Source organism: Sedimenticola selenatireducens, assembly GCF_963675335.2.
Lineage (GTDB): Bacteria > Pseudomonadota > Gammaproteobacteria > Chromatiales > Chromatiaceae > Sedimenticola > Sedimenticola selenatireducens.
Genome location: NZ_CAXXYC010000004.1, coordinates 1,131,888 through 1,152,517 on the forward strand (window position 1 = coordinate 1,131,888; position 20,630 = coordinate 1,152,517).

The 20,630-nt window shown below is 56.9% G+C and carries 19 protein-coding genes; 13 read left to right on the top strand and 6 right to left on the bottom strand.

The genetic code is table 11. The features are described 5' to 3' along the window. Window positions 1-55 precede the first annotated feature (55 nt). From ACHZBF_RS16440 to ACHZBF_RS16450, 3 genes are all read right to left on the bottom strand, one after another. Window positions 56-1,075 (bottom strand): amino acid ABC transporter substrate-binding protein, encoded by a 1,020-nt coding sequence (locus ACHZBF_RS16440; protein WP_288107663.1) that lies wholly within the window; start codon window positions 1,073-1,075, stop codon window positions 56-58. Window positions 1,076-1,492: 417 nt separating this feature from the next. Beyond that, window positions 1,493-1,975, bottom strand: coding sequence for a PaaI family thioesterase (locus tag ACHZBF_RS16445; RefSeq protein WP_321529035.1), 483 nt, complete (start codon window positions 1,973-1,975; stop codon window positions 1,493-1,495). Between the two features lie 58 nt (window positions 1,976-2,033). After that, a complete protein-coding gene (locus ACHZBF_RS16450; RefSeq protein ID WP_321529036.1) occupies window positions 2,034-2,828 on the bottom strand; it encodes an alpha/beta fold hydrolase in 795 nt (264 codons plus the stop codon). A 212-nt stretch (window positions 2,829-3,040) separates the two neighbouring features. Between ACHZBF_RS16450 and rpe the strand changes: the two genes are divergently transcribed. From rpe to trpD, 5 genes are all read left to right on the top strand, one after another. After that, complete coding sequence (gene rpe / locus ACHZBF_RS16455; protein ID WP_029132345.1) at window positions 3,041-3,727, top strand: ribulose-phosphate 3-epimerase; 687 nt, start codon at window positions 3,041-3,043, stop codon at window positions 3,725-3,727. Continuing rightward, entirely contained in the window at window positions 3,724-4,404 is a 681-nt protein-coding gene (locus ACHZBF_RS16460; RefSeq protein WP_321529037.1) for a phosphoglycolate phosphatase, read from the top strand. The genes rpe and ACHZBF_RS16460 overlap by 4 nt, the downstream gene beginning before the upstream one ends. A gap of 206 nt (window positions 4,405-4,610) precedes the next feature. Continuing rightward, the gene (trpE, locus tag ACHZBF_RS16465) at window positions 4,611-6,104 is read left to right on the top strand and encodes an anthranilate synthase component I (RefSeq protein WP_321529038.1); all 1,494 of its coding nucleotides are present in this window, start codon (window positions 4,611-4,613) and stop codon (window positions 6,102-6,104) included. Between the two features lie 2 nt (window positions 6,105-6,106). Beyond that, entirely contained in the window at window positions 6,107-6,688 is a 582-nt protein-coding gene (locus ACHZBF_RS16470; protein WP_273440169.1) for an aminodeoxychorismate/anthranilate synthase component II, read from the top strand. 228 nt (window positions 6,689-6,916) lie between these two features. Beyond that, the gene (gene trpD, locus ACHZBF_RS16475) at window positions 6,917-7,939 is read left to right on the top strand and encodes an anthranilate phosphoribosyltransferase (RefSeq protein ID WP_321529039.1); all 1,023 of its coding nucleotides are present in this window, start codon (window positions 6,917-6,919) and stop codon (window positions 7,937-7,939) included. 85 nt (window positions 7,940-8,024) lie between these two features. Here the strand turns inward: trpD and ACHZBF_RS16480 are convergent, their stop codons facing one another. Next, window positions 8,025-8,909, bottom strand: coding sequence for an HDOD domain-containing protein (locus tag ACHZBF_RS16480; protein ID WP_321529040.1), 885 nt, complete (start codon window positions 8,907-8,909; stop codon window positions 8,025-8,027). 262 nt (window positions 8,910-9,171) lie between these two features. Here ACHZBF_RS16480 and cysK point away from each other — a divergent pair, with 262 nt between their 5' ends. The 4 genes from cysK to ACHZBF_RS16500 all read left to right on the top strand — a co-directional run bounded on the left by cysK (window position 9,172) and on the right by ACHZBF_RS16500 (window position 14,129). Beyond that, a complete protein-coding gene (cysK, locus tag ACHZBF_RS16485) occupies window positions 9,172-10,083 on the top strand; it encodes a cysteine synthase A (RefSeq protein WP_273440173.1) in 912 nt (303 codons plus the stop codon). A 216-nt stretch (window positions 10,084-10,299) separates the two neighbouring features. After that, complete coding sequence (locus ACHZBF_RS16490) at window positions 10,300-11,547, top strand: HD-GYP domain-containing protein (RefSeq protein WP_321529041.1); 1,248 nt, start codon at window positions 10,300-10,302, stop codon at window positions 11,545-11,547. An 11-nt stretch (window positions 11,548-11,558) separates the two neighbouring features. Beyond that, the gene (locus ACHZBF_RS16495) at window positions 11,559-12,815 is read left to right on the top strand and encodes a putative bifunctional diguanylate cyclase/phosphodiesterase (protein ID WP_321529042.1); all 1,257 of its coding nucleotides are present in this window, start codon (window positions 11,559-11,561) and stop codon (window positions 12,813-12,815) included. Between the two features lie 36 nt (window positions 12,816-12,851). Continuing rightward, the gene (locus ACHZBF_RS16500; protein WP_273440178.1) at window positions 12,852-14,129 is read left to right on the top strand and encodes an HD-GYP domain-containing protein; all 1,278 of its coding nucleotides are present in this window, start codon (window positions 12,852-12,854) and stop codon (window positions 14,127-14,129) included. Here ACHZBF_RS16500 and ACHZBF_RS16505 read toward each other — a convergent pair. Next, the gene (locus ACHZBF_RS16505) at window positions 14,118-14,336 is read right to left on the bottom strand and encodes a hypothetical protein (protein WP_321529043.1); all 219 of its coding nucleotides are present in this window, start codon (window positions 14,334-14,336) and stop codon (window positions 14,118-14,120) included. The genes ACHZBF_RS16500 and ACHZBF_RS16505 overlap by 12 nt on opposite strands. 226 nt (window positions 14,337-14,562) lie before the next feature. On the opposite strand from ACHZBF_RS16505, the gene ACHZBF_RS16510 reads away from it, so the two are divergent. From ACHZBF_RS16510 to ACHZBF_RS16525, 4 genes are read left to right on the top strand one after another with little or no spacing between them, the layout of a single operon-like run. After that, window positions 14,563-15,576, top strand: a complete 1,014-nt coding sequence (locus ACHZBF_RS16510; RefSeq protein WP_321529044.1) for a TRAP transporter substrate-binding protein — start codon at window positions 14,563-14,565, stop codon at window positions 15,574-15,576. A 17-nt stretch (window positions 15,577-15,593) separates the two neighbouring features. Next, complete coding sequence (locus ACHZBF_RS16515) at window positions 15,594-16,154, top strand: TRAP transporter small permease (RefSeq protein WP_321529045.1); 561 nt, start codon at window positions 15,594-15,596, stop codon at window positions 16,152-16,154. Beyond that, on the top strand, window positions 16,151-17,437 hold the full coding sequence (locus tag ACHZBF_RS16520; RefSeq protein ID WP_273440185.1) for a TRAP transporter large permease: 1,287 nt from the start codon (window positions 16,151-16,153) through the stop codon (window positions 17,435-17,437). Before ACHZBF_RS16515 ends, ACHZBF_RS16520 begins: the two co-directional genes overlap by 4 nt. 55 nt (window positions 17,438-17,492) lie before the next feature. Further along, window positions 17,493-18,005, top strand: a complete 513-nt coding sequence (locus tag ACHZBF_RS16525) for a universal stress protein (protein WP_029132333.1) — start codon at window positions 17,493-17,495, stop codon at window positions 18,003-18,005. A gap of 93 nt (window positions 18,006-18,098) precedes the next feature. Here ACHZBF_RS16525 and ACHZBF_RS16530 read toward each other — a convergent pair whose 3' ends face one another. Further along, entirely contained in the window at window positions 18,099-20,582 is a 2,484-nt protein-coding gene (locus tag ACHZBF_RS16530) for a bifunctional acetate--CoA ligase family protein/GNAT family N-acetyltransferase (RefSeq protein ID WP_321529046.1), read from the bottom strand. Window positions 20,583-20,630 lie beyond the last annotated feature (48 nt).

The following is a 20,630-nucleotide window of genomic DNA, read 5'->3' on the forward strand; positions in this document are numbered from 1 at the left end:
AGCGGCGATCACATGGATCGACCCGCTGTATCCGCCGGCCACCCCGGCACAATGATCAGCGGATAGGTGGTGCGTACTGCAGACCGCCCTTGTTCCAGAGTGCATTCTGTCCGCGCGCTATCTTCAGCGCACTACCCTGACCCACATTACGCTCAAAGGCCTCCGAGTAGTTGCCGACCTGCTTGATGATATTTACGGCCCAGTCGTCGGCGAGACCCAGCCCGCTACCCTTGATACCTTCCTGTCCCAGCAGACGTCGGATATTGGGATCATCGCTGGACATCATTTTATCGACATTGCCGGAGTCCACACCCAGCTCTTCAGCATTCAGCATGGCAAACAGCGACCAGCGGACAATCTTGTACCACTCATCATCACCCTGAGCGGTTACCGGGCCCAGTGGCTCCTTGGAGATCACCTCGGGCAGTACGATGGCGCCATCCGGATTGCCCAGTTTGATGCGCAGGGCATAGAGCTGGGACTGATCTGAAGTGAGCGCGTCGCAACGACCTGAGTCGAAGGCCTTGACGGTTTCATCGGATGAATCGAAGGTCACCGGGGTGTACTTCATGTTGTTGGCGCGGAAATAATCCGCCAGATTGAGCTCTGTCGTGGTGCCGGCCTGAATACAGAACGAGGCGCCATCCAGTTCCAGGGCACTTTTTACGCCCAGGTTCTTGTTCACCATGAAGCCCTGGCCGTCATAGTAGTTAACGCCGGCAAAGTTGAGACCCAGGGATGAATCGCGGGTCAGGGTCCAGGTGGTGTTACGGGAGAGCATATCGATCTCACCGGATTGCAGCGCGGTAAAACGTTCCTTGGCGGTCAACGGGGTGTATTTAACCTTGGCGGCATCGCCGAACACGGCCGCTGCCACGGCGCGACAGACATCCACATCCAGGCCCGACCAGTTACCTTTTTCATCGGCACTGGAGAAACCGGGCAGACCGGTACTCACACCGCACTGCACGAACCCTTTCTTTTTCACTGCATCGAGCGTTGCGCCAGCAAAGGCGTTGGTTGACATGACCGCGGTCAGAGCGACGGCGGAGGCGATTACATGAATTTTCTTCATGGTACAGTTTTCCCCTTGTGAGAGATATTGTTGACATCGGTTTGATGTATCCCGGTACGGGCAGCTCTCCTGCCTGCCCCGTGCTGATCCTCCTCAGCCGGAGGCGTCGCACCAACGTCCATATCGAGATCAGACGTTTATCCAAAAACGCTAAAGTACTGATACACAACATGGTAAAGTCAAATAAACTCTAGCCCGCCCGAGTACGATCTGCAAGCCTATTCGCAAATTTACGCTGCAGCAAACTGCTGCTGCGCAACAATCCTTGCAGCGCCTCTATATAGTATAGAGATCCGCTCAGCCTCCCGGATTCCCGTTAAAACCACGAATACTCCATGGCCATCCTGTTAGTCTTTCATGCGGCAAAAACGTCCATCGAGAGGATTTTAGCGCGGTAACCCCTCATGCAGCAGGAAACTAGGGGGTACCTTTCAGCGGCTGCGCCTGGACCGCCATCAACGTCTGCAAGGCTGTGGCGCAGAGCGTTTCACGCCCATTCTCAACGGCAAGAATCTCAATCTCGGTAGTGGTCAGTGAGCGACCGGCACGTACCACACGACCACGACCGATCAACCGTTCCCCCCGGCCCGGTGCCACGATGTTCGTTTTGTATTCCACCGTGACAATCCACATTCCCTCCGGCAGCAGACTCCAGCCGGCAAAGCCGCCGGACACATCGGCCAGCGTGGCAATGGCTCCGCCATGAAAATAGCCATGGTTCTGGCTGATATCCTCCCGATAGGGGAGTTGCAGCTCGCAAAAACCGGGCTCAATCCGGCAAAACTCCACGCCAAGCGAAGCCAACATGGCCTGCCCTGCAAACGCCTCCCGCACCCGCTGGGCAAAATTCGGGTCGCGCGGTTCAAATTTCAGTGAATCACTATGGCGGCTCTGTCTCATCCGGCGTTCTCCAGTCAATGCTGGGTAAACCTTAGTTCACGTTTACGTTAACGTCAAATCATCGCCGCCGTTGCTCCACACCTGGCGCCACCCGCCCCAGCCAGGCGCGTACCTCGGCCACCAACGCTCCACTCAGTCCATTGAAGAAGTGGTCCGCGCCCTCAATCCGGTTTTGTCGATAACTCTCATTTTTTGCCTGTCTGGCGGCTGCGGAACGGGCCGGCGCGCTCAGGAGGACAGAGTCAATATCCCGGCTGCCGTAGATATCGAGCACCGGCAGGTCGAGTTTTTTCAGCCCCCCCAGGGTACCGCCGTCCGGCGCACGGGTATCTGCTGGCAGGCCAATCGCCACAAACGCCCGCAACTCTTCCGGCACGCCCTGTGCCAGATACTCAACCCCCATGCGGGCACCCAGGCTATGTCCGATCAACACGATATTGCTCTCCCCTTGCTGTTTCAGATACTCAACCGCAGCAGTGATGCGTGGGAAGGCTTCGGGAATCAGCTCCTGGTAAACCCAGCCGGAGGCATCGGAAGCGGCAACAGGCATCTGGATCGACAAGGTCTTCCAACCAAATTCTGGCAATTGGGTGCGCAACGGGTGGACCACATCCATCCAGTCCGGATGCGCGCCCCGCCCATGCAGGAGAATCACCACTCCCTGAATGTAGTCGGTATCCTGCTGCGCATAGATGGCAAAAAAATCCCTGCCGTCCGCCTGCAGCATCAACGGCTCACCCACCAGCAACGCTTCCCGGATTTCCGCTGCAAGGCGCTCCTCCCGGGCCAGATCCGATGCCCAGAGCGGGCTCATGAACAACAGCAGAACAATCGCGATGCAGTTGATCCGCATATTACCTCCGTTTGTTTTTCTCAGTACCGGGGAGAGCGTACCTGTAGTCGACCACCACCCCAATGGATGCTTAAGATAATTTTATGGGCACCATAAATAACTCTTCTCAATCAATATCTTACAAAATTTGCAGGTGAAAAGTGCCGGCGCTTGCGGTAGAGTGCCCCCATTCACAATTTCATAGGCCGCCACGGCCAAACGGGAGAAGTTCCATGACCGATTACAAAATAGCGCCATCTATCCTCTCCGCCGACTTTGCCAGACTGGGCGAAGAGGTCGACAGTGTTCTGGCAGCCGGTGCAGACATTGTGCATTTTGACGTCATGGATAACCACTATGTACCCAACCTTACAATCGGTCCGCTGGTGTGTGAGGCCCTGCGCAAACACGGGGTGACGGCAGATATCGATGTCCACATGATGGTAAAGCCGGTGGACCGGATTATTCCCGACTTCGCCAAGGCCGGCGCCACTTACATCACCTTCCATCCGGAAGCGAGCGAGCACGTGGACCGCTCACTGCAGCTGATCCGCGATCATGGCTGCAAGTCGGGACTGGTGTTCAATCCGGCCACCCCTCTGAGCCACCTGGACTATGTGCTGGACAAGATCGATATGATCCTGATCATGTCGGTCAACCCCGGCTTTGGCGGGCAGAGCTTCATACCCGGTGCGCTGGATAAACTGCGCGCCTGCCGCCAACTGATCGATGCATCGGGCCGGGACATCCGACTGGAGATCGATGGCGGCGTGAAGGCCGACAACATCCGCGAGATTGCCGCCGCCGGCGCCGACACCTTTGTAGCCGGCTCCGGTATCTTTGGTAACGCTCAGGCATCCGATCCGCACCGCTACGACAGCATTATTGGTCAGATGCGCGAGGAGCTGGCCAAGGCATGAGCGCGGGACTGGTGAAAAAGCCACGGCTGATCCTGTTTGATCTGGACGGCACCCTGGTGGATAGCGTGCCTGACCTGGCGCACTGCATTGACGGCATGATGACCCAGATCGGTCGCCCGGCCTGGGGCGAATCCCGGGTCAGGGAGTGGGTCGGCAACGGCGTGGAACGCCTGGTAAAGCGGGCGCTGATCGGGCAACTGGACGGGGAGCCCGATACGGCCGATTACACGCAGGCGCTGCCCCTGTTCATGGATCTATACAGCCGCCATAACGGCCAGCGCTCACAGCTCTATCCCGGGGTAAAGTCCGCGCTGGAGCAACTGAAAAGCGCCGGCTACACCCTGGCCTGCGTCACTAACAAGGCCGATCAGTTCACCCGCCCGCTGCTGCAGGCGCTGGGTGTTTACGACTATTTCAGCCTGATCACCAGCGGCGACACCCTGCCACGAAAAAAGCCCGACCCGCTGCCGCTGCTGCACAGCGCCGAACATTTCGGCCTCAGTCCGGCCGAGTCCCTCATGGTTGGCGACTCCTCCAATGATGTGAAGGCTGCACGGGCGGCAGGATTTGATATTGTCTGTGTGCCCTATGGCTACAATCACGGCCTGGACATCCGGGACTCGGCTCCGGATGCGGTTATTGATTCACTGGAACAACTCGAAGGCCTGTTTGAATGATTACAGCGAGAGGCACGTGATCCGCCCCAATTGCAATCAAACTGGATACTTGTGCCGTAATCGATTATCTTAGCCCCCACAAATCAGACGGCAACAAACCCTTCCGCATGCTCCACCACGAAACAGACAAGACAGGAACACGATGGCGTTGGTGATACCGCGCCCCCCTATCCCTGTCTTTAAGTTTTGCTCGTGTGGAGAGGCAAATGACTCCAGAACAATTTGAACAGCTGGCCGCCCAGGGCCACAACCGCATCCCACTCATGTGTGAGGTGCTGGCCGACCTGGACACACCGTTAAGCGTCTATCTGAAACTGGCCAATGCCCCCAACTCCTATCTGCTGGAGTCGGTGCAGGGCGGTGAGAAGTGGGGCCGCTACTCCATCATCGGACTCCCCTGCCGCACCCTGCTGCGGGTGAACGGACACAGCATCACTATCGAGACCGATGGCACCATAGTGGAATCCCATGAGGTCGAAGACCCACTGGCATTTATCGAATCCTTCCAGCAGCGTTACCGGGTCGCCAGTCATCCCGACCTGCCCCGCTTCACCGGCGGCCTGGTAGGCTACTTTGGTTATGACACCATTCGTTATATCGAACCGAAACTGGCGCACTGCCCCAATCCGGACGGTATAGGTACCCCGGACATCCTGCTGCTGGTATCTGACGAGGTGGTGGTGTTTGATAACCTGCGCGGTCGCCTGTACGTGATCGTGCACGTGGACCCGACCAGCGGCGGCACCTTTGAGTCAGGCCGCAAACGGCTACGCACAGTGGTCGACCGCATGCGCGAGTGCCTGCCGGATCAGCCAGTCAGTCCGCGCCGCCGGATCAATGAGGCCGATTTCATCTCCGGATTCACCGAACAGGGATTCAAGCAGGCGGTGGAACGGATCAAGGGATACATCCTGGACGGTGACTGCATGCAGACCGTGATCTCCCAGCGCCTCTCCATCCCTTACCACGCCCAGCCCCTGGATCTCTACCGGGCGTTGCGCGGACTCAACCCCAGCCCCTACATGTATTTCTACAACCTGGATGAGTTCCACATCGTCGGCTCCTCGCCGGAGATCCTGACCCGGCTGGAGGATGGCGAAGTGACGGTACGCCCGATCGCCGGCACCCGGCCCCGGGGCAAAACCGAGGCAGAGGATCTGGCCCTGGAGCAAGAGCTGCTGGCCGACCCGAAAGAGCTGGCGGAACATCTGATGCTGATCGACCTCGGCCGCAATGACGCCGGACGGGTGGCAAAAACCGGCAGCGTCAAACTGACCGACAAGATGATCGTTGAGCGCTACTCCCACGTCATGCACATCGTCTCCAATGTCACCGGTCAACTGAAGGAGGGGATGAACGCCATCGATGTGCTGCGCGCCACCTTCCCGGCCGGCACCGTGAGCGGGGCGCCCAAGATCCGCGCCATGGAGATTATTGACGAGCTGGAACCGGTCAAGCGCGGCATCTATTCCGGCGCCGTCGGCTATCTCTCCTGGAACGGCAACATGGACACGGCCATTGCTATCCGTACCGCTGTCATCAAGGACAAACAGCTGCACATCCAGGCCGGCGCAGGAGTGGTCGCCGACTCGCAGCCGCAGCTGGAGTGGGACGAGACCATGAACAAGGGGCGGGCAGTATTTCGCGCCGTCGCACTGGCCGAGGCCGGCCTGGAAAACAGCAGTTGCGGGGAGGCATAACCGTGTTACTGATGATCGACAACTATGACTCCTTCACTTACAACCTGGTGCAGTATTTCGGCGAGCTGGGGGCGGACGTACGGGTCTACCGCAACGACGGTATCACCCTGGAGGAGATCGCGGCACTGCAACCAGCACAGATCGTCATCTCACCCGGCCCCTGCACCCCTAACGAGGCGGGTGTCTCGGTGGCCGCCATTCAGCGCTTCGCCGGTCAGATCCCGATCCTCGGGGTCTGTCTGGGACACCAGTCGATCGGCCAGGCATTCGGCGGCCGGATTGTCCACGCCCGCGAGGTGATGCACGGCAAGACCTCGCTCATCTATCATGCCAATGTCGGCATTTTCAATGGCCTGAACGACCCCTACACCGCCACCCGTTATCACTCGCTGGTGATCGACCGGAAGAGCCTGCCGGACTGCCTGGAGATCACCGCCTGGACCCAGGATGCGGCCGGGGAGATGGACGAGATCATGGGCGTCCGACATCGTGAAATGAACGTGCAGGGGGTGCAGTATCACCCGGAATCCATCCTGTCCGAACACGGGCACGATCTGCTGCGCAATTTTTTGGCTGGTAAATAAACGTGAATTATTCTCGCGAGAGATCAATAAACTTAAATGCCTCTATTGAACCGCGAAGAGCACAAAGAACTCAAAGAAATGCAATGGCTTGCCCGGCGGGCGAAAGATCAAGGGAATACAACTCATTGTTTTCCATCGCGTTCTTTGCGTACTTAGCGGTTGAAATGAGGCTTTAGGACAAACTCACCCAGATAACGGGACGCACAGTTAAAATCGAGGGGAAACGCTATGGAGATGCCACAGGCGATCAATCAGGTACTGGCCCACAAGGACCTTTCGACCGAAGAGATGACCAGCGTCATGCGCACTATCATGACCGGTGGCGCCACCCCGGCACAGATTGGCGGCTTTCTGATCGGGCTGCGCATGAAAGGGGAGTCAGTCAGCGAGATTGCCGCCGCTGCCGCGGTGATGCGGGAACTGGCCAGCGGTGTCAACATCGGCGATCTGCCCCACACCGTGGACATCGTCGGCACCGGCGGCGACTGCTCGGGCACTTTCAACATCTCCACCGCCTCCATGTTCGTCGCCGCCGCGGCAGGCTGCAACGTAGCCAAGCACGGCAACCGCTCGGTCTCCAGCAAATCCGGCGCCGCCGATGCCCTGGAGGCAGCCGGCATCCGGCTCGACCTGACCCCGCAGCAGGTGGAACAGTGCGTGCGCCAGGTCGGGGTCGGTTTCATGTTCGCCCCGGGTCACCACAGCGCCATGAAACACGCCATCGGCCCGCGCCGGGAGATGGGCACGCGCACCATTTTCAACGTGCTGGGTCCCCTGACCAATCCCGCCGGTGTACCCAATCAGTTACTGGGGGTGTTTAGTGAAGAGCTGCTGGAGCCGATGGCCGAGGTGCTGCAGAAACTGGGTAGCCGTCATGTGATGGTGGTCCACTCCCGGGACGGCCTGGATGAAATCAGTATCGGAGATCGCACTGAGGTGGCGGAACTGAAACAGGGGCAGGTGCGCCGCTTCAGCATCCAACCGGAGGATTTCGGTCTGAAACGCACCTCCATTGACCAACTGAAGGCGGTGGATGCGGCAGCCAGCCTGAGCATTATCCGCGACGTGCTCGACAATCAGGCGGGACCGGCGCGCGATATTGTGCAGCTCAACGCCGGTGCCGCCATCTACACGGCCGGTGTGACAAATACCCTGCAGGCGGGGGTGGAGCGGGCCGGACAGGCAATCGCCAGCGGCGAGGCCAGAAACCGCCTCGACCGACTGGTGATCCTGACCCAGAGTTTTGACTGACTCTAGACGCTCTTGTCAGACCGGGTGGCGCAGCAAAACAGAAGGCGCCATGCAACCGGGCAGTGAGCTGACGGGAATCAAAGACCTACTCGGCCACGGCGAAAATCCGGTACATCGCCTCGATCATCTCGCCGGAGACGGTATCGGTCACCTCCACCACCTGGCGCTGGCTGAGACCGGTTAGATCCCAGGCGGGGGCGGTAATTTTTTCAAATATCTGCTCCATCAGCAGATCGGTGTTCAGGCCGTGAGTAATCCAGGCGGCAAGATGCAGAACAGCGGCCTGTTTTGCCATCGACTGCCCCTCTTCCGGATGCTGCAGGCAGGCGAATGAGTCAACAAAGCTCCGGGGCAGTTTCCAGGCCTTCATCAGCTGGGTACCGAGCTCATTGGCGTCACAACCGATCAACTGGCGCTCCAGACGATAGAACCCCAGCAGATCATCACCAGACTCCGCCAGTGCCTGGCGGCACGCTTCCGGGAATCGGCTGTAGAGAATCAGGTGGCCTATATCCAGCAACAGACCGCGCACAAACAGGCTCTCGGTTTCGCGCATGTCACATGACCTGGCCAGCTCGCGGGCAAGGAATCCGCACATCACGCTGCGATACCAGAATGTGCTCATATCCATCAGATCATTGGGCAGCCCTTCAAACGCCTGGGCCACACTGGTGGCCAGGGCCAGATCGTGAATCTGCTGGGTACCGAGAATATTCACTGCCCGGGTGATGGTCTCCACCTGAGAGGGCAGACCGTAATAGGCGCTGTTGGCAATCCGCAGCAGCCGGGCGGCCAGGGCCGGGTCCAGGGAGACGACATCCGCTACATCTTTCATGCTGCTGTCTTCCGAGGCCATTACCTCCTGCAGACGGGTGTAGGCGGCCGGCAGGGAGATCAGGGTCAGGGAATCCTGCACCAACTGTTCGGCAGTGTGGAGCGCATGGGGATGCGTGCCGCTACTCATTGACATGTTTCTCTCCTGTTCTTGTTTCTGGGTTCCTATCGAAAGGTATCGGCCAGCCGCGGCATATCCGGTGTGCGGATGATCGCATTTTTAATATTCTGCCAGAAAATATAGCAGCCAATGCTACCCCTTACCCTGTTAACACCCGCAACCTTACTCGTCAGCCTCGCCCGCACTACTGCCTATTTCTGCGCGCATGCCTGGCTCCAGGAGCAGAGAAACAGGAAATAAGCTATCATCTCCGGCCCGATAACAGCCGGCAACCCTGATGAAATACGACAATATACTGCAGACTATTGGCAACACACCCGTGATTCGCCTGAACAGGTTCCCCGATACCTTGGCCGCTGAACTCTGGGTCAAGCTGGAGAGCTTCAACCCGGCCGGCTCGGTCAAGGATCGGCCTGCCCTGAACATGATCGAATGCGCGGAGCAGCGCGGTGAACTGAAGCCCGGCGACACCATTATCGAACCCACCTCCGGAAACACCGGTATCGGCCTGGCGATGATTGCGGCCCAGAAAGGTTACCCTTCGGTATTCGTGATGGCCGAGGATATGAGCGAGGAACGCAAAACCATTCTGCGTGCATTTGGTGGAAAACTGGTGCTGACACCGGCGGAAAAAGGCACCAAAGGGGCCATTGAAGAGGCCAAAAAACTGGCCGCGAAAAATGGCTGGTTTTTTGTCGGACAGCACTTCAATCCAGACAATCCCAACGCCCACAAGGGCACGGCAGATGAGATCTGGGCCGACTTCGGCACCCGGCTCGACGCCATTGTCTGCACCACCGGGACCGGCGGCACCATCTCCGGCATCGGCAAGTATATGCGCCGGCACAATCCGGAGATCCAGATTATCGCCACCGAACCGGCTGATTCACCAATCCTCTCGCAAGGTATTGCCTGTAAACACAAGATCATGGGCACCGCTCCCGGATTTATTCCGGAAATCCTGGACACAAAAATCTACAACCGGATATTTCAGATCACCACTGAAGAAGCCTATGACACCACCCGCCGCCTGGCGCAACATGAGGGCATCTTCGCCGGCATCTCATCCGGCGCCGCGGTGGCCGGTATGATAAAAGCGGCCCGAGAAGAGGCATTTCGCGGCAAGATCCTCCTGGCCATGCTGCCGGATACTGGTGAGCGATACCTCAGCACCGACCTCTGGTCATAAATGAATTGGAGCATGTTGTATACTGGATGAATTTCGCGGTACAGGGATGGCGAATAAAGTTCTGACCAAGATGGCCGACATGAAATACGTGAGCGGAAGCGGCTTCGTTGTTAAGATGACCGATACCGTAGCGATGCGCTGACGTGTCACCCGAAACCCCCAGGGCATGTGCCCTGGATACTGTTTAGGTAAACCCCATCAGGCTTGTGCAGCTCAATGCCGATAACCGTCCTTAAAGTCCGGGTCAGTGACCTGCAACCGGGTATGTTCGTATCCAGTCTCGATCGCCCCTGGCTGGAAACGCCTTACCCCATCCAGGGATTCCACATCAGATCCGCAGAAGACCGGCTAGAGCTGCAACAGTTCTGCGACTGGGTCTATGTGGATGTCATCAAGAGCAAAATAAACTCAATCTCCAAGCAGATCCTGAGCCAGAACGAACATATCAACCAGGCATCCGATGCGGCACAGATTTATGAACTGACCCGGCGCAGCCGGATACCCTACAAGAAAACCGCCTCCCGGGAGGAGGAGATAGCCAGCGCCCAATCCCACTACACGGAGGTGGAAACCACTTACCAGACCCTGCTGCACGATGCCGAACACGACCGCCAGATCAGTCTGCCGGTGCTGAAAAGCGCCATCGAACCCATGGTGGAGAGCATCGTGCGCAACCCGGATGCCTACATCTGGCTAACCCACCTGAAAAGCCTGGACAGCTACAGCTATCACCATGCACTCAGTTGTTCGGTCTGGGCCGTCGCCTTCGGTCGTCACCTGGGTTTGCCGGTATCCCAGCTCAACTCACTGGCAACCGGCTGTTTTCTGTTTGATATCGGTAAGACCAAACTGCCCAGGGATCTGCTGAACTCCACGCGCCGCCTGACCAGTGACGAGTTTGATACGGTGAAACAGCATGTGCTGTTGGGACTCGATCTGATAAAACAGACCAGCGGCGTGGAGAAGCTGGTGCTTGAGATGATTCGCACCCATCATGAACGGCACAACGGCAGCGGCTATCCCCTGGGTCTGACAGGCAATCAGATACCGCTGTTCGGACGTATCGCCGGAATCGTGGATGCCTATGACGCCATCACATCCTATCGCCCCTATTGCAAGCCGATACCCGCCTACGAGGCGATTGAGAACCTGTACCAATGGCGCGGCATCGATTTCCAGACTGAACTGGTGGAACAGTTCATCCAGGTGGTGGGCATCTATCCGGTCGGCAGTCTGGTGCAACTGAGTGACGGCACGGTCGGCGTGGTGATCAGCCAGAACGAACATTTCCGCCTGCGGCCACAGGTCATGATCCTGCTCGACGGGGACAAGCAGCTATTGGACGAGTTTTATGAAGTTGATCTGCGCGCCGGCCTGGAGGACGACCATGCCGACACACTCACTATTGCCAGAGGACTGCCACCGGGTGCCTATGCACTGGATCAAAGCCTCTACTACTTTTAAGCCGGAGATCCGTGGAACCATCCATCTCACCTCCCCTGCAACTGCTTGACCAGCTGGGAAAGTTGACCACATCGGCAACGGCGAATAGTGCGCTGATGCTGATCAGCCTGCATGGCCTGAGACGCATTGGCAACATCTTCGGCTCCCGGCTTTCAGAGCAGATCATGCATGACCTGATCCAGCAACTGGAATGCGCGATTCGCCCTGATGACCGCATACTGCGATCCGGGCGGTTTGAGCTGGCCGTGCTGATTTCAGGACTGCTGAACCGCGGTCACGCCGTGCTCGCCGCCAACAAGTTGGCGGATATTCTCGGTACACCCATCGAGATCAGCAAAAAAGAACGCAAATTCCCCTTTTCCATCGGCATGGCGCTATCACCGGAGCATAGCTGCGACCCTGAACAGCTGTTACGTTATGCCGAGATTGCCAGTCTGGCGTCGGAGATCACCCAAACACCCTATCAGATTTACAGCCACGACGACCTGGAGTCGATCGTCACCGATTGGGATATCGAAGGCGATCTGGACAACGCCATCGCTAATAATCAGCTGAGCCTTCACTACCAGCCGAAGATATCATCCCGCGATGGTCGTCTGCTGGGTGCGGAAGCACTGATGCGCTGGCAGCATCCGGTTCACGGCATGATCCCTCCAGACCGGTTTATCCCGGTGGCGGAAAACATGGGCATCATGCCGAAACTGACCTGGTGGTGTATCAATACCGCCCTGCGGGAACGCATAGAGTGGGGGAAACCGGCCAGCAGCCTTTCTGTCGCGGTAAATATTTCGGCCCTGGATCTGACCGATGAGCGATTCATCAAATCGGTGCTCGGTGCCATCGGCATCTGGGACACGCCTCCTGAGGTATTGACCCTGGAGATCACGGAAGGGTCACTGATGAAGGACATTGCCCTCAGTGCGGACATACTGAAAAGGCTGCAGTCCTACGGCATACGCATCTCCATTGACGATTTCGGCACCGGCTACTCTTCACTCGCCTATTTCAAACAGCTACCGGCCGATGAGCTGAAGATTGACCGTTCCTTCATTGTAAATATCCTGGACAATGACCTGGACCGGCACATCGTCAGTACCATTGTCCAGATGGCCAGAAAACTGCGGCTGGATATCGTTGCCGAGGGCGTGGAGACAGCACTGACGCAGCAACAGCTGATTGAGCTTGGCTGTGACATCATACAGGGCTACCATATCGCCAGACCGATGCCGCAAGCGGAATTCATTACATGGTCCAAATCACATGATTAACCTGGCCAAAACAATAGATCTATCGGGATTGGCCAGGTGAACATCCCGGAATCCAATTACCTGCAACAGGTTGCCGAACTGGGTGAAATGCAGACAGTGGTCTGCACCGAACATATCCAGTCCGCGGACGGCGCCAGACTACTACCCAAAGGCGCCACGCTTAACCGGCAGGTTATCAAACGCCTGCTCAGCCATAAACTGCTCAAACCGATCGACTTCACCACCCGCATCGAGGATGCGGTGGACCATCACACCCTGACCCGCCTGGGGTGCGAACTGATGGCACGCGAATCCGAGATGGGTACACTCCTTCGAATGATGCGTGGCGAGGGCTTCATCAGACAAAGTTGTTCAAGAATCCATCTGGAGACGCCGATACAGAACAAGCTGACCGTGGCACAAAAACTCCATCCTGAACTGTTGGAGCATAGCCTGCGCGTCGCATTGGCAATCACCATTATTGGCGAACAACTGGGCTTGCCGGAAAAGGAACTGGAGGTGTTGGCCACCGCCGGCATGCTGCACGACCTGGGAGAGTTGCATCTGGGTATCAGCAACCTGCCCCTCGAGCAGAATCTGAATCTGGACTACTGGCAGCAGGTGCGCAGCCATCCGGTTATCGGCGCAATGATTCTGGAACAGTTTCCAGCTTACAAACCCCATGTCAGCCGTAGCGTACGGGAACACCATGAGCGTCTCGACGGCAGCGGTTATCCGCACCGACTGAGCGCCACCACAATAAGTCGCGCCGGCCGCCTGCTCTCGTTCACCGAACTGGCCATGGGGGCATTGAAAAAATACTCACTCAGGCAGCTCAGTACCATTATCAAGACCAACCTGGATGCGTTGGACCCGCAACCGGTGGGGATATTTCTTAATGCGCTCCACCTGTTTCAGAGCCAGAACCCTCCCAGACAGGCCGAAGCCAGAGATGAAAACATCATTAGCCTGTTCAGGCTGGTGTCCAAACTGGTCATCGGCGCGGAGACAATCACCGACTCGCTGGAATCCGGTTCGGGCAGAACCAGCCCCTGCCTGCTGGGCCCGGCCATGGAAAAAATACAGCAAACCATGCGACGCGCCGGATTCGATCTGCACAATACAGAAGCCACCCTGCAGATGATCGACAATGACCCGGCAACCTTTATCGAGCTGGAAGAGCTGCTACTGGAGTCCATCTACCAGCTGCGCAAGACGCTACTGGAGATGCATCGGCACAATAGCGATCCCGGGCCGGAAAATCAGGAGGCCATTCGACAGTGGGTAGAAGATGCAGAACATCATCTTGAAAACGCCGCAGGGCTACTTTTGTGAAACCAGTCGGCCCTGCGTCATTCCATCAAATCCAGCTTTATCATAATCAAATAAAATACTGATCGACTCTCTATAGTTAGTCCGTTTTTTTGCAAGGCCCCAGACAATCCAGCAAGCGTAGCCAACATCAATACCATCCGAGCGGGCCGCCTCGGGCAATCCTGACCGTGATTTAAGTGATTGCTGTGCACCGATGATCAGCCGCAAGCAGATTCGCTAAAAGCAGTAACACGCAGCAACCAACAGCTATTGCAGGAACCTCTCGAATAAATCACAAAGCAAAATGAATAGCTATTCAGTCAACTTCTGTGCTACCTTGCCACATGAAAGTGAATGGCTATTCATTCATTTGATGTAATACCTCGATCCAGGAAGCTGTCTCAACCTGAATATTGTGCGGGTAAATCAAATCAAAAATACATGAGGAGAATTTATGAAACGCATTACTTCTGTACTTATAGCAGCAACTATCGGCCTGGTCGCACCGATACAAAACGCTCAGGCAGCAGCTGAATTCAATCTGCGCTTTGCTCACTTCTGGCCTCCGCAGGCCGGCATGTCCCAACAGTTCCAGGCCTGGGGCGATGCCGTTGAAAAAGATTCCAACGGCCGCATCAAGGTCGAGATGTATCCCTCTCAGACGCTGGCCAAGGCACCTAAAATATATGATGCCGTAGTCAGCAGCATTGCCGACGTGGGCGCCACTGTCCAGGGCTATACCGCCAACCGGTTCCCCCTGAGCCAGGTCATCGAACTTCCCGGTATTGCTGAAAGCGGCGCGCTGGGCTCCTGTGTATTCCAGACCCTGCTAGACCAGGGCGATATCGCCGATGAGTATTCAGAGACCCATCCCTTGTTTGTGTTTACCCACGGCCCTGGCATGATTCACACCAAAGGCACAGCGGTGAAAACACCGGAAGATTTGAAAGGCCTGCGTATTCGCCGCCCCACTGCTGTGGTGGCCGATCTGTTGACCGGGTTGGGTAGTCAGCCGGTGGGAATGCCGGCACCGCAGATCTATCAGTCCATGTCCCGTGGCGTGATCGATGGCGCAACCCTGCCCTGGGAAGGAGTCAAATCCTTCCGCCTGAATGAATTGGCAGACAATCACACGGACATCAACCTTTATACACTGGCCTTTGTCGTCACCATGAACAAGGGCACCTATGAGAGCATGCCTGCAGACCTGCGCCAGGTAATCGATAAAAATTCCGGACTCGCCTGGGCCGTCAAAACCGGCCAGCTGATGGATGAACAGGATAAAGTGGGTCTGGCACAGGCTAAAGAGCTGGGGCATACCATCACCACCATTGAGGGCGGAGTGGAGAATCCAGCCTGGAAAGGAGTGCTGGAGCAGGCTACTGAGAACTACCTGTCCCAAAATGGCGCGACTGCCCGCAGCATCTATGAAAAGATTCCAGCGCTGTCAAAAAACTGCCGTAACTAGAAGGGTCCGCCATGCGAATGCTTTATAAAGCAGTCGACTCGGTGGCGCTATGGATGCATCGGATGAGCGGCTTGCTGCTCATCTCGATGATGGCGATAGTGGTGGTTGATGTGGCCACCCGTGCACTCTTTGATGTCAGTGACGGGCATTGGGATCTGACTTTTCTCGGCGGTATCGAGCTGGTTAGTTTTGGCCTTCTGCTCTGCATCCTGTTTTCACTCCCGCATTGTGTCGACAAGGGCCAGGTAGTGGTGGACCTGTTTACCCAGAACATGTCAAAGGCCACCGAGCGACTGGTGAATGGCCTCTACACCCTGGCTTTTGCGGCCTTGTGGCTGGCCATGAGCTGGCGCTTTTATCATGCCTACACGGCAGCATTGGAGACCATGGAAACCTCCCAGGATCTGTTGCTGCCGCTGTCTGACATCTATCTGCTGGTGGTTGCGGCCACCTTCATTCTGGGATTGCGCAGCCTGTTGGTTGGGATCCGCGGGCTGACAACCCGCAAGGTTCCATCCGGCCAGCCCACCTCCCCGAAGGCTGAGCATGACCAGACAGCAGAAGGAGAGCACCGATGAGCCCGCCCGTAATTGGATTGCTCTGTATGGCAGGCATGCTGGTATTTATTGCCCTGCGCTGCCCTATTGCCCTGGCCATGGCGGCGACCGGACTGATCGGCTTTACCTGGATCGTCGCCTTCGATCCTGCCCTGTCCATCCTGGAATCCGGTCCCTATGAAACCCTGAGCAACTACGGTTTCAGCCCTATTCCCATGTTCATCCTGATGGGGGTATTTGCTTCCAAGGCGCGCATGTCCACGGAACTGTTCCATGCGGCCCGAATGCTGTTTGGCGGTTGGCGCGGCGGTATGGCACTGGCGTCGGTCAGTGCCTGTGGCATATTCTCCGCCATCTCCGGCTCCTCCGTGGCCACCGCGGCCAGCATGTCCAGGGTAGCACTCCCGGAGATGAAGAAACACGGCTATGCCAACTCGCTGGCGGCCGGAACCCTGGCGGCCGGCGGCACCCTGGGGATCATGATCCCTCCCAGCATCGCGCTGCTTCTTTATGCCCTGATCACCGAACAGTCCGTGGGTAAAATGTTTATGGCGGGGGTAATTCCCGGCCTGTTGGGGCTCCTTCTCTATTGCGCCACAATCGCAATCCTGGTGCACCGCAACCCCGCCCTGGCAAGGCCCGGAGATCCCACCACCTGGCGACAGAAGATTGCCGGCCTGGCAGGTTTCGGCCCATTTTTTCTGGTCTTCGCTATTATTATTGGCGGCATCTACCTGGGAATTTTCACCCCCACCGAGGCTGCGGCGATCGGCGCCTTCGTATCGATGGTTATCGCATTGCTACGCGGCATGCGACTGACCGGTTTTATCGAGGCAGTGGATGAAACCCTGAAACTCTCGGCCATGATTTTCTTCATGATTATCGGTGCCGAAATCTTCGGCTATTTCCTTTCGGTATCACGGATCTCCTTCTACCTGGCGGAGCTGGTAGGCAGCATGGGCCTGCCTCCCTACGCTGTACTGGCTGCCGTTCTCTTGCTGTTCATTCTGCTGGGATGTGTAATGGACAGCCTGGCGATGCTGTTATTGACCGTACCGGTGGTGTTCCCGCTAATCGTCACCGCCGGATTTGACCCAATCTGGTTCGGTATCGTGGCGGTAATTACGGTGGAACTGGGACTGATTACCCCACCCGTGGGGATGAATGTATTCGTAATCAAAAGCGTGGCGCTTGAGATACCCATCGGCCAGATTTTCAAAGGCGTACTGCCCTTTGTTCTATCGGACCTGGTACGCCTTGCGCTGCTTATCCTGTTCCCGGCGCTGGCACTGGCACTGATTTGACATATCCAATAGACCCATCGGTGGACGGGGTGCCACCGGCAAAGGAGACTCCAATATGCTGAAAAAAATCAATTGCATTGTTTACGCCTCCGATTTTGGTCCAAACATGCGCAAGGGATTTAAAATGGCGGTAGGTCTGGCACAAACCAACCAGGCACGGCTGATTTTCCTGCATGTGATCGAGCCACCGGGCCGGACAGCGGAAATGATATTGAACAGCTATGTGAGTGACGACCAGCTGGACGTAATGCGTTCAAAAAGCGTGGCTAAAATCTGCGAGGTGATCAACGGCCGGATCGACAAGTTTGCGGCGGAAGAGTTATCTTCTGACTACGGACTTTCCCAGGGCCGACCGGAATGTCGTATAGAAGAGGGCAAGCCGGTCGACCGTATTCTGGCGGTCGCCAAAGATGTCAATGCAGATCTGATCGTGATGGGTTCGCGAACCCACTCAGCATTCAGTCAGATCGTCCTGGGCTCAACCGCCCACCAGGTGCTGTTTCGCAGTGAACGACCGGTATTGATTGTCCCCATGACCGATATCGAATCCGATGGGGGTGACGGTTGATGCCACTGAAATCGCCGCTACTCTAAGTCCGACAAAGCAACGGCGTTCAGCTCACACAAAACACCGGCGCAGCGACGCGACCTGGCTTGCAGATCAGGCATCACTTGCCACTTTTTCAGAAGACGGGTTCAGCAGGAGAGACACCTCAACAATCCCTTCTCCGGGAACTGGCGTCAGGGTAAATCCAATCTTCCTGGCCAATCCCAGCATGCGGTAGTTATCGGCGAGAATCTGTCCCGTCATGACAGTAGTGCCCCGGGAACGGCAATAGTCGATCATCTTGCTCATCAACTTGACGCTCAAGCCCGTTCCTTTCAGACCCGTGCCCAGCAGAATGGCAAACTCCGCAGACTCATTATTGGGATCGGTAACGGTCCGGACAACACCCAATGTCTCACTTTCGCCGTCCTTCTCATAGACCGCCACAAAAGCCATCTCGCGATCGTAATCGATCTGGGTCAGGCGAGCCATCTGTGAATGACGCAATTTTTGCAGCTCACCAAAAAATCGGTAGCGCAGGTCTTCCTCCGTGGATTTTTTCAGCAATTTATAGTGGTTCGGCTCGTCCTCCGGTCGAATGGGCCGCAGCAACAGCTCCCGGCCATCCGTCAATTTAAAGGTCTCTTCCAGATGTTTGGGGTAGGGACGGATGGCCAGCCGCGGGGCAAAATCAGCATCTACTGTTTTCAGCATCACCCGGGCTGTCCGTGCCACCACCTCATGGCCATTAACCGCCAGTGGATTGATTTCCAATTCCAACAATTCCGGAATATCGATAATCAGCTGAGCCACCTGGATCAATGTCTGACAAATAGCGTTTATGATATCGACCGGCTGTGCGGACGAGTGGCTGAGAAGTTGTGCGATTCGGGTTCGATAGATCAGATCTCGCGCGAGGCTCATGTTCAGCGGAGGCAGGGAAACCGCGCTATCGCCAGTCCGCTGCGCGCCATTTCCACCCTGACCAAACGTAATGACCGGGCCAAAAACCGGATCGTGCTTGACGCTGATCAGCAGATCGTAGGTGCCGACTCCTGGTCCACCACCGGGAGTCATCGAGCGGATGCCATAAGCGGCCAATAGCGTGCTGGCGTCATGATTCCGCGGCGTTCCACCCTGCTCATCCAGGGCCTGCCGAACAAATCGCCTTGCCGCCTCGACATCGGGTTTAAAGGCACTTGTGAGTGATTCCGGCGTTTCCATCAGCAGTCGTTGATTCTGCCGGTAACGAATGCCGTGCATAAATGCCTGGACGGCGGTGGTTGGCGTATTGTAGGTGGCGATGCCCTCACGGGAAAATAACTCGCGCGGCTGCTTGACCGTCGCCTCACCAACCCAGCAGGTCAAAAGGCTGCAGGGCGTTTCCTTGAAAGCACTGACAATTCCCTCGGCTGCCGCCATGCTGTCCGAGGTGGCCACCGGAGCGTGGATTACCAGAATAATGTCCACTTCCGGCGCCTGGGCAAGCACCTTGTAGGCACGTTCATAGCGTTCACGCGTGGCGTTGGAAAAAATATCAACCGGATTATTGCGCAACCAGGGAGAGGGAAGTATCGCATCCAGCTGCTCAAGAGTTGCTTCGGACAGATCTGCCAGATGGCCGCCACTGGCGCTCAAGGCGTCGACTGCCATAACCCCCAGGCTGCTGCCGTTGCAGAGAATCGCCAGATTATCCCCTCGCATTCGGCCAGCCTTGGCCAGTGACTCGACACCGGCAAACAGCTCGTCGATATCGTCCACCCGGAGCATACCGGCCCGACGAATAGCTGCATCATAGACCTCGTCGGAACCGGTAATTATCCCGGAATGGGACGCAACCACAGAAGCGCCCTCTGGAGTGCGTCCGGATTTGATAACCAGAACCGGCTTGTTACGCGCGGCGGCGCGCGCCGCCGACATGAAACGTCGCCCATCGTGAACGGATTCCATATACAGCAGAATCGAACTGGTTTTCGGATCGCTCCCCAGATAGTCGATCACATCGGCAAAATCGACATCGACACTGCTTCCCAGCGAGACGAAGTGGGAAAAACCGATATTACGGGCGCATGCCCAGTCCAGTACCGCCATACACATGGCACCTGACTGCGACACAAAGGCTATCTTGCCGGGCAAGGCGCTCAGGTGTGAAAAACTCGCATTCAGCCTGGCGGCGGGAACCAATACACCTAGTGAATTCTCGCCCAGCAGCCTTAATTCGTAGGGAGCCGCCGCATCCAGCATTGCCTGCTGCAAATCAACGCCGGCAGCTGTTTTCTCCCGATTCAGACCCTTGGTCATCACGATAGCGGCACGGGTCCCCCATGCGCCCAACTCGGCGATCAGTTCGGGAACCGGTTGAGGTGGTGTGCAGATTACCGCGAGGTCCGGGACGATGGGCAGGCTTGCGACATCGGCATAGCTGTAGACCCCGTAAACCGCCTGGTATTTGGGATTTACCGGCATAATCGGACCCGAAAAACCGGCCTTAAGCAGATTCCTCATGACCAGGTTGCCAACGGTACCCTCCCGGTTACTGGCGCCAATGACAGCCAGTGAGCGGGGGCGAAACAGCTTATTGAGATTTTTCTGGGACATTCAATTATTCATCATCGGCGCAGGTACGGCATTGTACCCTTCTGCCTG